The organism is uncultured Caulobacter sp. (genome assembly GCF_947036865.1).
In the GTDB taxonomy this organism is placed as follows: Bacteria; Pseudomonadota; Alphaproteobacteria; order Caulobacterales; family Caulobacteraceae; genus Caulobacter.
Genome location: NZ_CAMQSF010000034.1, coordinates 1 through 12745, shown reverse-complemented (window position 1 = coordinate 12745; position 12745 = coordinate 1). Strand labels below are relative to the sequence as shown.

Annotated in this window: 13 protein-coding genes; 9 read left to right on the top strand and 4 right to left on the bottom strand. The window is 70.7% G+C overall.

The genetic code is table 11. The annotated features are described in order from the left end of the window. Positions 1 to 17: 17 nt before the first annotated feature. The 3 genes from Q0V34_RS15865 to Q0V34_RS15855 all read right to left on the bottom strand — a co-directional run bounded on the left by Q0V34_RS15865 (position 18) and on the right by Q0V34_RS15855 (position 4504). Positions 18 to 1802 carry a feruloyl-CoA synthase gene (locus Q0V34_RS15865; RefSeq protein ID WP_297513649.1) on the bottom strand — a complete coding sequence of 595 codons (1785 nt, stop codon included), beginning with the start codon at positions 1800 to 1802 and terminating at the stop codon, positions 18 to 20. 100 nt (positions 1803 to 1902) lie between these two features. After that, positions 1903 to 3237 carry a dihydroorotase gene (locus Q0V34_RS15860; protein WP_297513647.1) on the bottom strand — a complete coding sequence of 445 codons (1335 nt, stop codon included), beginning with the start codon at positions 3235 to 3237 and terminating at the stop codon, positions 1903 to 1905. Between the two features lie 91 nt (positions 3238 to 3328). Further along, positions 3329 to 4504, bottom strand: a complete 1176-nt coding sequence (locus tag Q0V34_RS15855; RefSeq protein WP_297513644.1) for a glycosyltransferase family 9 protein — start codon at positions 4502 to 4504, stop codon at positions 3329 to 3331. Between the two features lie 122 nt (positions 4505 to 4626). Between Q0V34_RS15855 and Q0V34_RS15850 the strand changes: the two genes are divergently transcribed. The 5 genes from Q0V34_RS15850 to Q0V34_RS15830 all read left to right on the top strand — a co-directional run bounded on the left by Q0V34_RS15850 (position 4627) and on the right by Q0V34_RS15830 (position 8611). Beyond that, positions 4627 to 5418 carry a folate-binding protein YgfZ gene (locus Q0V34_RS15850; RefSeq protein WP_297513721.1) on the top strand — a complete coding sequence of 264 codons (792 nt, stop codon included), beginning with the start codon at positions 4627 to 4629 and terminating at the stop codon, positions 5416 to 5418. 38 nt (positions 5419 to 5456) lie between these two features. Beyond that, the gene (locus Q0V34_RS15845) at positions 5457 to 6050 is read left to right on the top strand and encodes a DNA-3-methyladenine glycosylase I (protein ID WP_297513641.1); all 594 of its coding nucleotides are present in this window, start codon (positions 5457 to 5459) and stop codon (positions 6048 to 6050) included. A 66-nt stretch (positions 6051 to 6116) separates the two neighbouring features. Then, positions 6117 to 6764, top strand: a complete 648-nt coding sequence (locus tag Q0V34_RS15840) for a ribonuclease HII (protein WP_297513638.1) — start codon at positions 6117 to 6119, stop codon at positions 6762 to 6764. A 78-nt stretch (positions 6765 to 6842) separates the two neighbouring features. Further along, positions 6843 to 7919, top strand: coding sequence for an adenine-specific DNA-methyltransferase CcrM (gene ccrM, locus Q0V34_RS15835; protein ID WP_297513635.1), 1077 nt, complete (start codon positions 6843 to 6845; stop codon positions 7917 to 7919). A gap of 257 nt (positions 7920 to 8176) precedes the next feature. Then, on the top strand, positions 8177 to 8611 hold the full coding sequence (locus tag Q0V34_RS15830) for a hypothetical protein (protein ID WP_297513632.1): 435 nt from the start codon (positions 8177 to 8179) through the stop codon (positions 8609 to 8611). Here the strand turns inward: Q0V34_RS15830 and mutY are convergent. Further along, complete coding sequence (mutY, locus tag Q0V34_RS15825) at positions 8608 to 9663, bottom strand: A/G-specific adenine glycosylase (RefSeq protein WP_297513629.1); 1056 nt, start codon at positions 9661 to 9663, stop codon at positions 8608 to 8610. The two genes, Q0V34_RS15830 and mutY, sit on opposite strands and share 4 nt — an antisense overlap. Positions 9664 to 9709: 46 nt before the next feature. Between mutY and Q0V34_RS15820 the strand changes: the two genes are divergently transcribed. From Q0V34_RS15820 to Q0V34_RS15805, 4 genes are all read left to right on the top strand, one after another. Beyond that, positions 9710 to 10252 carry a DUF721 domain-containing protein gene (locus tag Q0V34_RS15820; RefSeq protein ID WP_297513626.1) on the top strand — a complete coding sequence of 181 codons (543 nt, stop codon included), beginning with the start codon at positions 9710 to 9712 and terminating at the stop codon, positions 10250 to 10252. Positions 10253 to 10366: 114 nt separating this feature from the next. Then, positions 10367 to 10984 carry a DsbA family protein gene (locus Q0V34_RS15815; protein WP_297513623.1) on the top strand — a complete coding sequence of 206 codons (618 nt, stop codon included), beginning with the start codon at positions 10367 to 10369 and terminating at the stop codon, positions 10982 to 10984. After that, the gene (locus Q0V34_RS15810) at positions 10984 to 11589 is read left to right on the top strand and encodes a thioredoxin domain-containing protein (RefSeq protein WP_297513620.1); all 606 of its coding nucleotides are present in this window, start codon (positions 10984 to 10986) and stop codon (positions 11587 to 11589) included. The genes Q0V34_RS15815 and Q0V34_RS15810 overlap by 1 nt, the downstream gene beginning before the upstream one ends. 21 nt (positions 11590 to 11610) lie before the next feature. Beyond that, positions 11611 to 12745: AAA family ATPase (locus tag Q0V34_RS15805; protein ID WP_297513617.1), on the top strand; the 1135-nt coding region annotated here is incomplete at its 3' end.

Sequence of the window (12745 nt, the reverse complement as noted above, 5' to 3'; positions counted from 1 at the left end):
GGTCCGGCGATGACCGGTCAGAGCACGATCACGCCTTCGTCCGGCGCGTTCGCGAACAGGCGGGCCAATTCGGCAGGGCGGCGGTCGCGGGCCAGGGCCTGGTTGATATAGCCCTTGTCGGTCAACTCGCCGCTGGCGGCGTCGGGGGCGCCGTCCAGGATCAGGGCGCGGGCGATCCGGCCCGTGCCGCCCTTGGCCTCGCGATTGAAGCGGGCCAGCCGCTCGGCGATCGCCTCGCGCGCGGAGCCTTCGAAGGCGGCGCAGGCCTTGGCGTCGAGGAACAGCATCAGCCCGACGCCCTCCTGGCCCTCGCCGCAGACCACCGCGTCGGAGACGAGGCCGCCGATCGCCGACACCGCCGCGACCCGCAACGCCCCGGCCGCCACGAAGGCGCCGCTGGCCAGCTTGAAGTTCTCGACCAGTCGGCCATCGAAGACGAGCCCCGCCGAGGGATCCTCCGGATCGGCCAGCCGGGCGGCGTCGCCCAAGCGATAGAAACCGTCCTCGTCGAAGGCCTCGCGCGTGGCGTCGGGCTGGTCGAGATAGCCGGGCGAGACCTGCGGCCCCTTGACCCGGATCTCGAACTTGCCGCCGTCGCCAGCCGGAACCAGCTTGACCGAGGTGCCGGGCGTCGGCAGGCCGACCATGCCCGACCGGGCGTTCAGCCAGTGGATGTTGCAGGCCGTCGGCCCGGTCTCGGTCGCGCCGTAGCCGGCCGCGAAGGTGATCCGCTCGCCGACGGTGCGCACCGCCACGGCCTGGACGCGGTCGAGGATCGACTGGGCCATGGCCGCGCCGCCGTACTGCAGCACGCGAACCTTCTCGAACACCTTGGCGGCCAGGGCTTCGTCGCGCTCCAGCTCGCCGATCAGCATCGCCCAGCCGGCGGGGACCATGTTGTGATAGGTGGTCGCCACCTCGCGCAGATTGCGGACCGTCTCGTCGAAACGTCCGGGCACGGGCTGGCCGGCGTCGATGTAAAGCGTCCCGCCCCGGTGCAGCACCATGTGCAGGATGGCGTTGGCGCCCAGGCTGTGGCTCCAGGGCGCGGAATTGACCAGCACCGGCGGCTCGGGATCGTCGTAGCAGGCCTCGATCTGGGCGGCGTTCAGCGCGATATTGGCGTGGGTGCAGATCACCGCCTTGGGCCGCCCGGTCGAGCCGGAGGTCAGGAGCAGCTTGGCGACGTCGTCGGGCCGGGCCTCGGGTTCGACGGGCGCGCTGGCCAGCAGGTCGTCGAACATGACGTCGCCCGGTCGCGGGTTGCGACTGACCACCACCGGCAGGCCGGCCAGGAACGGCGCCTCCAGGGCGTCGGCGAAGGCCTGGGCGTCGTCGACATAGACGGCCCCGGGCTGGATCCGCGCGACGGCGTTGGCCAGTCGGCCGAGATCGGCGCCCTTCAGCCCGTACTGGGGCGAGACCGGCGCGGCGGGGGCCGCCAGGCTCATGGCGGCATAGGTGATCAGCGCGTGATCGATGCCGTTGCGCGCCAGGATCAGCAGCGGTCGTCCGCGCGAGAGGCCCAGGTTCCGCAGGCCGCCGGCCAGGGCCGCGACCCTCGGCTTGGCCGCGCCATGGGTCACGGTCCGCCAGCCGTCGCCGTCACGCTCGGCCAGCCAGACCCGGTCCGGCGCCTCGGCGGCCCAGCGGGCCAAGGGCGCGGTGGTGGTCTGGACCGCGACCGAATAGGGCATCGGGTTGCGCAGGATCAGCGCGTCGCCGCGCCGCTCGACCTCCAGCGCGCGGGGCGCGTAGCGGGCATCGCGGAAGGGGGCGTTGGTGAGGCTCGATCCGTCCATGGCCTGTTATGTCGCGGCCCCAACAACTGTTCAATCGGGGGCGAGCGCGCTGCTTCGGGCCGCGCGCTGTTCGGTAGAGGCCCTCGCCGACATCCCGCCCCTACCCCGCCAACGTCTCCAGGAACCGCACCGGCTCGCCGCGCCCTTCGGCGACGATCTCGTCGTCGCGCATGACCACGGTCCCGCGCACGATGGTCGCCTTGGGCCAGGCCTTGGCCTTGAAGCCGTCGAACGGGGTCCAGCCCGAGCGGGTGGCCATCCAGTCGTGGGTGATGACGCGGCGGGCCTTCATGTCGACGATGGTCAGGTCGGCGTCGAAGCCCTCGGCGATGCGGCCCTTGTCGGCCAAGCCGAAGATGCGGTTCACGCCATGGCTGGTGAGATCCACGAACCGCTCCAGGGTCAGCTTCCCGTCGACCACGTGGGTCAGCATGATCGGGACCAGGGTCTGGACCCCCGGCATGCCCGACGGCGAGGCCGGGTAGGGGCGGGCCTTTTCCTCGCGGGTGTGGGGCGCGTGGTCGCTGCCCAGCACGTCGGCGATGCCGGCCTCGATGCCGCGCCAGACCCCGGCCACGTGGTCGGCGTCGCGGATCGGTGGGTTCATCTGGGCGAAGCCCTTCAGGCGCTCATAGGCCTCCGGCGCGACCAGGGTCAGGTGCTGCGGCGTCACCTCGACGCTGGCGACGTCCTTGTGCTCGGCCAGGAAGTCGATCTCTTCCTTGGTGGTCACGTGCAGCACGTGGATGCGCTTGCCGAGGCTCTTGGCGATGCGGACCAGGCGGTGGGTCGATTGCAGAGCGGCCTGGGCGTCGCGGACCTCCGGATGGCTGGTCCAGTCGCCGGGACGGGCCAGGCTCCGGCGCTCGGCCAAGCGATACTCGTCCTCGGAGTGGAAGGCCGCGCGGCGGTTGACGTGGCGCAGCACGTTCTCGACGCCCGCGTCGTCCTGCACCAGCAGCGAGCCGGTCGAGGCGCCCATGAACACCTTGATCCCGCAGCAGCCCGGCAGGCGCTCCAGCTCGCCCAGGAAGGTCGCGTTCTCGTGGGTGCCGCCGACATAAAAGGCATGGTCGGTGTGCATCCGGCCCTTGGCGCGCGCCAGCTTGTCGGCCAGGGCGTCGGCGTCGGTGGTGGTCGGCTCGGTGTTGGGCATCTCGAAGACGGCGGTGACGCCGCCCAGGGCCGCGCCGCGCGAACCGCTCTCCAGGTCTTCCTTCCACTCCAGGCCCGGCTCGCGGAAGTGGACCTGGCTGTCGATGACGCCGGGCAGCACCGTCAGGCCCGTGGCGTCGAACACCTCGTCGGCGCTGGCCTGGGCGAGGTCGCCGATCGCGGCGATCTTGCCGCCGCGCACGCCGATGTCGGCGAAGCCCCGGCCCGCGTGATTGACCACCTCGCCACCGCGCACGATCAGGTCGAAGGTCTGGGTCATGAGGAGGCTCCTGGCGGTGGTCTGGCGTGGTCGTAGGAGCCCGCGCCGATCGCCGCAAGCCCCCTCCCACCCAGGCGGTCGCCCGGCCCGGCTAGGCCTTCGGCGCGCGCTTGCGCTGGCCCGCGCGCCGCAGAGGCACGACCCGTTCGGAGTCTTCGGGCTCGACGATCACGTCCAGGGCGGGCGGCGCGACCTGGGGTTCGGCGGCGGCCTCGTCGACAAGCGCCGCGCTCGGGGCCGCCTCGCTTGGGGGCGCCTCGACCGGCGGGGCGGGCTCGGCGATCGGACCCGTGCGCGCCAGCAGGGCCTTGGCCGCCTTGACCACGGTCGCCACCGGCAGATCGCTCATGTGGCGGATGGCCTGGGACAGCAGCGGATCGATGGCCAGGAACTGCGCGAAGTCGCGCGGCCCGCGCACGGCCATGGCGTGCTCGCCCCACGGCCCGTAGCGCCGCTCGTCGGAGGGTCCGAACAGGCCCAGGGTCGGCGCGCCGGCGGCGGCGGCGATGTGCATCAGGCCCGAGTCGTTGCCGATGAACAGCCGCGCCCGGCGCAGCACGGCATAGGCGGTCAGCAGGTCCAGCTTGCCGGTCAGGTCGATGGTCCGGCCGCGCGCCGAGGCCATGCGCAGCTCCTCGACCATCCGCGTGTCCTCGGGTCCGCCCAGGATGACCAGGCGACCGCCCGCCATCGGGCCGTCCTTGTCCAGCAGCGCGGCCGCCGTCTGGGTGAAGCGCTCGATCGGCCAGACCTTGCCGATCCAGTTGGAGGCCGGCCCCATGGCCAGGATCGGCCCGTCGGCCGCGCCGCCCGACAGCCCCAGGAGGTCGTCGGCCAGGGCCTGCACCTCGGGGGTGATGTAGAGGTGCGGCGGCGGCGGATCGCCCTCCAGCTTCAGGGTGCGGGCGGCGTCGACCACCTTGTGCACGACCTCCCCCGGCGTTCTCTTCCAGATCGCCCGCTTGTCGCGGCGCAGGAACAGGGCCGTGGCCGAGCCGCGCAGATCGACGACCAGACCCCACTTCTTGTGACGCACCTGGTTCCACAGCCTGAACCAATGGCCCTTGCCCTTGGTCTTCTCCATCACGATGACCCGGTCCAGGCCCGGCACGTGGGCGAACAGCGGCGCGGCCAGCGGGCCGGCGACGATGGTGAAGCGAGCGTTCGGGATCTGGTCGGCCAGAAGCTTGATCAGGCCGGACGACAGCACCGCATCGCCGATGCGGGTGGCCGTGATGAAGAGAATCGGGAAGGCCCGCTGTGTCATCGGTCCATCTATAGGCCGCTCGCCGAGTCGGCGCACCCCGCGAGTTAAGCAAAGCTTTCATGACACCGCGACCTAAGGTCGCGCCCCGGCCCTGCGTGGCGGCGACCTCGCGCCGGGGCTATATCGTCGCCATGATCATCGCTCGCCTGACTTCCCGCGCCGTCATCGCCGTCAGCGGTCCCGATTGGCGGAGCTTCCTGCAAGGGCTGCTGACCCAGGACGTCGAGACGCTCGCGCCGGGCGAGTTGCGGTTCGGCGCCCTGCTGACGCCGCAGGGCAAGCTGCTGTTCGACCTGTTCATCGCGGGAACCGACGACGGCGCCTTGCTGGACGTGGCGGCGGCGCGGCGCGAGGCCCTGCTCCAGCGCCTTTCGATCTATCGCCTGCGCGCCAAGGTGGCGCTGGAGGCCAGCGACCGGCCGGTCCTGGCCGTGTTCGGCGGCGCGCTCGCCGGGGAAGGGCTCTATGCCGACCCCCGTCTGCCGGCCCTGGGCGCGCGCGCCTATGACGATCGCCCCGCGAGCGCGGACGAGGACGCCTATGACGCCCATCGCCTGGCCCTGGGCGTCCCCGGTCCCGCCGACTGGGGCGAGGAGACGACCTATCCGATCGAGGCCGATTTCGACCTGCTGGCGGGGATCGACTTCAAGAAGGGCTGTTTCGTCGGCCAGGAGACCACCAGCCGGATGAAGCGGCGCGGGACGATCAAGAACCGCATGCTGCCGATCGTCTTCGACGGCCCGTCCCCGGCCTTCGGCGCCGAGGTGCTGGCCGGCGCGCTGCGGGCCGGCGAGGTGCTGAGCGGGCGCGACGGGCGGGCCATGGCGTTGCTGCGGCTCGACCGGATCGAGGACGTCGCCCTGACCGTCGAAGGCCGGCCGGTGACGGTCGAGCGTCCCGCCTGGCTGACCTGAGGGCTTTTGTTCTCGAAAAGTTCTGATAGCTTCGCCGAATGACCGAGATCGCGCGCTGCACCTGGAAGGGCATGAACGGGGATCCGTTCTACGAGGCCTATCACGACCACGAGTGGGGCGTGCCCGAGTGGGACTCCCGGGCCCTGTGGGAAAAGCTGGTGCTGGACGGTTTCCAGGCCGGCCTGTCGTGGATCACCATCCTGCGCAAGCGCGAGGCGTTCCGCGCGGCCTTCGCCGACTTCGATCCAGACAAGGTCGCCCGCTTCGACGAGGCCGACCGCGCCCGTCTGATGGCCGACGCCGGCATCATCCGCTCGAACGGCAAGATCGACGCGGCCATCTCCGGCGCGCGGATCTATCTCGACATGCGCGAGCGCGGCGAGGACTTCGCGACCTTCCTGTGGGACATGGTCGGCGGCGCGCCGATCCAGAACCACTGGCGCGCCGGCGAGGTCCCGGCCCAGACCCCGCTGGCCGTCGACATGGCCAAGGCCCTGAAGGCCAAGGGCTTCAAGTTCTGCGGCCCGGTGATCGTCTACGCCTTCATGCAGGCGACGGGGCTGGTCAACGACCACCTGGTGACGTGTTACCGGCATGAGGAATGCCGGGCGATGGCGAGGCGGGTGGTTTAGGCTGAGAGATCGTCGGGCTTCTTCGCGCGCATTCCCATCGGCGGCGAAGCGGCCTAAACAGCGGACATGCCGCCCGGACCCGACATGATGCTGGAGCTGGCCTGCGGACAGGGGCCTGTCTGCGGGGTGGACGAGGCCGGGCGCGGTCCGTGGGCCGGGCCGGTCAGCGCCGCCGCGGTGATCCTGGATCCCGACCGCGTGCCCAAGGGGCTGAACGACTCCAAGAAGCTGACCGCCAAGGCTCGCGCGGCCCTGGAGGAAGAGATCAAGGCGGTCGCCATCGCCTGGAGCGTGGGCCTGGCCTCGATCGAGGAGATCGCCGAGTACAACATCCTGCACGCCACCGGCCGCGCCATGTGTCGCGCGATCGAGGGCCTGTCGGTCCGGCCGGCCATCGCGCTCGTGGACGGCAATTATCGATTCAATCTGCCTTGCCCGATCAAGACCGTGGTCAAGGGTGACAGCCTGTCGTGCTCGATCGCCGCCGCCTCGATCCTGGCCAAGGAGGCCCGCGACCGGATCATGATCGAGGCCGACGCCCTCTATCCCGGCTACGGCTTCGCCGGCCACAAGGGCTATCACGCGCCCGTGCACGTCGAGGGCCTGATTCGCCTGGGCCCCTCGCCGATCCACCGGCTGGGCTGGGCGCCGGTCAAGGCGGCCCTGGCGGGCGAGCTGACCCTGAGCCTTCCATTCGAGGATGCGGCCGAATAGGCCGTTAACCACGTCTCTCAACACCGGATTTACCAGCAAGACTCATGATTCCGTTCTCTTTCCTGAGGACGCGGGACCATGAAGTTCGGGCCGGAAACCATCATCCTGGGCGACTGCATCGAGCAGATGAACGCCCTGCCCGAGAAGTCGGTCGACCTGATCTTCGCCGACCCGCCCTATAATCTGCAGCTGGGCGGCGACCTGCTGCGTCCCGACAATTCCAAGGTCGACGCCGTCGACGATCACTGGGACCAGTTCGAGAGCTTCGCGGCCTACGACAAGTTCACCCGCGAGTGGCTGAAGGCCGCCCGCCGCGTGCTGAAGGACGACGGCGCGATCTGGGTGATCGGCAGCTATCACAACATCTTCCGCGTCGGCGTGGCGATCCAGGACCTGGGCTTCTGGATCCTGAACGACATCGTCTGGCGCAAGTCGAACCCAATGCCGAACTTCAAGGGCACCCGCTTCGCCAACGCCCACGAGACCCTGATCTGGGCGTCGAAGAGCCAGAGCGCCAAGCGCTACACCTTCAACTACGACGCGCTGAAGATGGCCAATGACGAGGTGCAGATGCGCTCGGACTGGACCATCCCGCTGTGCACCGGCGAGGAGCGGATCAAGGGCGCCGACGGGGCGAAGGCCCATCCGACCCAGAAGCCGGAAGCCCTGCTCTATCGGGTGATCCTGTCGACGACCAAGCCGGGCGACGTGATCCTGGATCCATTCTTCGGCGTCGGCACCACCGGCGCGGCCGCCAAGCGCCTGGGACGCAAGTTCATCGGCATCGAGCGCGAGGCCGAATACCTCGAGCACGCCAAGGCGCGCATCGCCAAGGTCACGCCGATCGCGCCCGAGGACCTGGAAGTCATGGGCAGCAAGCGCGCCGAGCCGCGCGTGCCCTTCGGCACGATCGTCGAGGCCGGCCTGCTGTCACCGGGCGACACCCTCTACTGCGCCAAGGGCACCCACGTGGCCAAGGTGCGGCCGGACGGCTCGATCACGGTCGGCGACCTGTCGGGCTCGATCCACAAGATCGGCGCCCTGGTGCAGAGCGCCCCGGCCTGCAACGGCTGGACCTACTGGCACTTCAAGACCGACGCGGGCCTCGCCCCGATCGACGTGCTGCGGGCGCAGGTGCGGGCGGGAATGAACTGAGGCTCTCATTTTCCCCCTGGCGCCTTGCGCGACGCCGCTCGAGGTGAGAGTGTTCACCTTATGATCCGGCTCGGAAAGCTCCTTGGCGAGAAAGCGGTCGTTAGCCCCGTCGCCTTCCAGGCGACGCGCAATGGCAGCGTCCTGCGGACAATGAGACGTCCAGACGGCAGCAAGGTGGTCAGCCTGAGCCGAGACGTCCATGAACGCGCCCTGTCGCGCGCCAAGTCAGTGCTGGCTGGGCGGTAGGTTCGGGCGCTATGGCGGCCAGCGACCATAGTCCGGTATTCGACCAACTGGTCCGTGCATCGGACGATATCGAAGGCTTCATCGCCTACGGACTCTACAAGCAGGCCAAGCGTGAATGGCTCCGAGGCCACGAGGCGCGGGAAGGTCGCTCGCCGACGGTGGCCGAGATGAGAGGCTTCTCCCGCCAATGGACCCCGACGACCCTGAAGGCCTTTCGCGAAACCGCCGATAGCGCCCTGTCCGGCTATGCTCAAAGCGTGCTGGAGGATGAGACCCCGGCGATCGAGCGCGACGCTCTGGCGCGCGGCCGCCCCCTTTGGAAGGACGTGATGATCGGCGTCGTGTCGGCTTTGACCTACTCCTTGATCTTGGTGATCGCCGCCTTCTTGCTGAAGATATTCGGCAACGACTTCCTGGACGCGATGGCCGCGTTCGCGCGCCGCTAGATCAACCGCTCGGCCGCCCGCGCCGCCTTCAGGAAGACGCTCGGCAGCGCGCCCAGCCCCTCGCGCGGCGTCCAGGCGAAGTCGCCCGGGTCTTCCGGGGCGCTCTCGGCCGCCAGCACCCGCAGGGTCAGGGAAAAGTGCGTGAAGACGTGCTCGACCGCGCCCAGATCGCGCCAGGCGGCGGCAACCGGCGCGGCGGCGACGGCCTCGGCGTCCGAGAACGGCGTCGCCCGCCACTCCGAGGTCGGCAGGCCCAGCATGCCGCCCAGCAATCCCCTTGGCGGCCGGCGGACCAGGGCCACCGCGCCGCCGCGCGTCAGCACATAGGCGACCCCGTGCCGGCGCGGGCGGTCGGCCTTCTTCGTCTTGCGCGGATAGGTCTCGGGCGCGCCGCCCTGGAACGCCGCGCACCACGCCGAGAGCGGGCAGCGGTCGCACAGCGGGGCCTTCGGCTTGCAGACCGTCGCGCCCAGATCCATCAGCGCCTGGGCCCAGTCGCCCGGGCGATCATCGGTGACGAGCTCGCCGGCGAGAGCCTTCAGCTCGGGCTTGGCGTCGGGCAGTGGCGTCTCGACGGCGAACAGGCGGGACATCACCCGCTCGACATTGCCGTCCACGACATTGGCCGGCCGGTCGAAGGCGATCGCCGCGACGGCGGCGGCGGTATAGGCCCCGACGCCCGGCAAGGCCCGCAGCCCCTCCTCGGTGTCGGGAAAGACGCCGCCGTGCTGACCAGCCACCGCCCGGGCGCAGGCCAGGAGGTTGCGGGCGCGGGCGTAGTAGCCGAGCCCCGCCCAGGCCGCCATCAACTCACCGTCGTCGACGGCCGCCAGGTCCGACACCGTCGGCCATCGCGCGGTGAAGGACAGGAAATACGGCGTCGCGTGCGGCACCGTCGTCTGCTGCAGCATCACCTCCGACAGCCAGACGCGATACGGATCGCTCCGCGTGCCCGCGCGGCGGTCGGCGGGTCCGACGCGCCAGGCCAGATCGCGGGCCTGGCGGTCATACCAGGCCAGCAGGGCCGAACGGATCAAGGCGCGCTCTTTCATGTCCCTCGCCTACCGCGAACGGCCCCCGCCGTGCTAGCCTTGGCGCATGGCCCGCCGCCCCCTGCCCAGCCCGGAAGAAGCGATCGCGATCCTGCGCGCCAAGCGGACCAAGCCGCAGCGCCGCCCCCCGCCGCCGGCCGGCAAGAACCTGGCGCCGCTTCTGAAGGAGCTGGAGACCCGCTTCGGCCAGGGTCCGGCGGCGCTGCAGGCCCGCTGGCGCGAGATCGTCGGCGACACCCTGGCCCGGCGCACCGAGCCGGTCCGGATCATCAAGGGCCGGGGCGGCCAGGGCGGCGCCCTGGAACTGCGGGTCGACGGTCCGGTGGCCTCGCTGATCCAGCACCAGGCCCCGCAGATCACCGCCCGTCTCGACATGCTGCTGGGCAAGGGCGTGGTCACGCGGCTGCGCATCGTCCAAGGCCCCGTCAAGGCGGCGACCGCCTCGGCGCCTCCGCGCCCCGCTCGAAAGCCGCCGCTGGACGCGGCGCTGGAGAAGCAGCTGGCCGACAGTCTCGCCGGCCAGCCCGACGGCGGCCTGAAGGACGCGCTGATGAAGCTCGGCCGGGGCGTGCTGCGCGAACAGCGCTGAACCATTGACAACGGCCCGCCGCTCGCGCTCATGCGCTCGTCCTGATGGCGCCTTTTTCGGCGCCGAACCAGAATCGGGCTTACACTTCTCGATCGACCGCCGAAGGGCCTTTGCATGCGTTCGCTGATCAGCCGTGTCACTCTCGTCGCCGCGCTCGCGGCCGGGCTCGCCAGCTGCGGCCCCAAGGCCGAAAAGGTCGGCGCCGACGACATGACCCAGGGCAATCCGAACGCCAAGGTCGTGGTGGTGGAATACGCCTCGGCCTCATGCGTCCACTGCGCGCGGTGGAACCGCGACGTCTATCCGGCCTTCAAGGCCAAATATATCGACACCGGCAAGGTCAACTACGTCTATCGCGAGATCATCACCCCGCCGAACGAGGTGGCCGCCGCCGCGTTCCTGATGGCCCGCTGCGCCGGCAAGGACAAATACTTCCAGGTGATCGACTCGGTCTATCGCGCCCAGGACCAGATGTTCCAGACCGGCCAGTTCCGCGAAGGCCTGCTGGCGGTCGCCCAGTCGGCCGGCATGAGCGAACAGCAGTTCAACGCCTGCGTCACCGACGAAAAGGCGCTGAAGGCGCTGAACGCCCGCGTCGAGAAGTGGGGGACGGAAGCCAAGGTCCAGGGCACGCCCACCTTCGTCGTCAACGGCAAGAAGGTCGGCGCCGCGGAAGGCGGCGAGCGCACCCTGCAAGAGCTGGACGCCGCCATCGCCGCGGCGGCGAAATGATGACGGTCGATCGTCGCGCCCTGGTCGTCTCGGGCCTGGCGGTCGCCGCGGCGCCGGCCCTTGCGGTCGCCAAGCCGCTGCCGGCCAAGCCCGGCGACATGATCCTGGGCTCGCCCAAGGCGCCGGCGCAGTTCGTGGTCTACGCCTCGGCCAGCTGCCCGCACTGCGCCCACTGGTGGCTGAACGCGCTGCCGGAGGTGCGCAAGCGCTTCCTGGACACCGGCAAGGCGCGAATGGTGTTCCGCGAGTTCCTGACCCCGCCCCCCGAGTTCGCGGCGGCCGGCTTCATCCTCGCTCGCCGGATTCCGGGAAAGTATTTCGAGGTCCTGACCACGGTCTTCCAGCGGCAGGAGGCCATCTACCAGAGCGGCCAGCTGTTCGAGGGCCTGCAGGCGATCGGCAAGCAATATGGCCTGACCGACAAGCAGTTCTCGGACGCCCTGAACGACGCGGCGGCGCTGAAGGCCGTCAACGACCGTTTCGCCCGCGCCCAGGCCGACGGGATCGAGGGCACCCCGACCTTCTTCGTCAATGGCGCGCCGCTCGCGGACGGCTCCGACATGGCCCAGCTCGCCAAGGCCTTCGCCACCGCGGCGAAGGGCTGAGGGCCGGAGGGGACCGCCGCCGTGCAGTTCCAGCGCCTGCGCCTTTCGGGCTTCAAGTCCTTCGTCGAGCCGACCGAGTTCCGGATCGAGCCGGGCCTGACCGGCATCGTCGGACCCAACGGCTGCGGCAAGTCGAACCTCTTGGAAGCCCTGCGCTGGGTGATGGGCGCCAACTCGGCCAAGGCCATGCGGGCCGGCGGCATGGACGACGTGATCTTCGCCGGCAGCGGCGCGCGGCCGCCACGCAACCATGCCGACGTCGCCCTGACCATCGACAACGCCGACCGCACCGCCCCGGCCCAGTTCAACGACGATCCGGTGCTGGAGGTCGTCCGCCGCATCGATCGCGGGGCGGGCTCGACCTACAAGATCAACGGCCGCGAGGTGCGGGCCCGCGACGTCCAGCTCCTGTTCGCCGACGCCTCGACGGGGGCCAACTCGCCGGCCCTGGTCCGCCAGGGCCAGATCAGCGAGCTGATCGGCGCCAAGCCGCAGAACCGCCGCCGGATCCTGGAAGAGGCCGCCGGGGTCTCGGGGCTGCACACCCGTCGGCATGAGGCGGAACTTCGCCTGCGCGCCGCCGAGGCCAATCTGGCGCGGCTGGAGGACGTGGCGCGCGAGCTGGAGACGGCGCTGAACCGCCTGCGCCGCGAGGCGCGCCAGGCCGAGAAGTACAAGCGCCTGTCGGCCGAGATCCGCGCCGTGCAGGGGGCGGTGCTCTACGCCCGCTGGACCGAGGCGCGCGACACGCTGGAGCGCACCCAGGCCGAGGCGACGGAGGCCGCGCGCCGGGTCGAGGAGACCGCCCGCGCCAGCGCCGCCGCCCAGGTGGCGATCACCCAGGCCGAGGCCGCCATGCCGCCGCTGCGCGAGGAGGCGACGATCGCCCAGGCGGTGCTGGGCCAGCTGGCCATCCAGAAGGACCGCGCCGAGCGCGAGGCCGAGGCCGCCGCCGCCGAGTTCGAGCGCCTGTCGAACGATCTGGCCCGCATCGAGGCCGACCAGGCCCGCGAGGCCCAGGCCGGCGAGGACGCGACCACCGCCCTGGCGCGCCTCGACGCCGAGCTCGAAGAGGTTCGCGCCCTGGTCGCGGCCGCGCCGGAGCGGGGTCCCGAGCTCGAGGCCGCCGCCCGGGCCGCCGAGGCCGCGCGCGCCG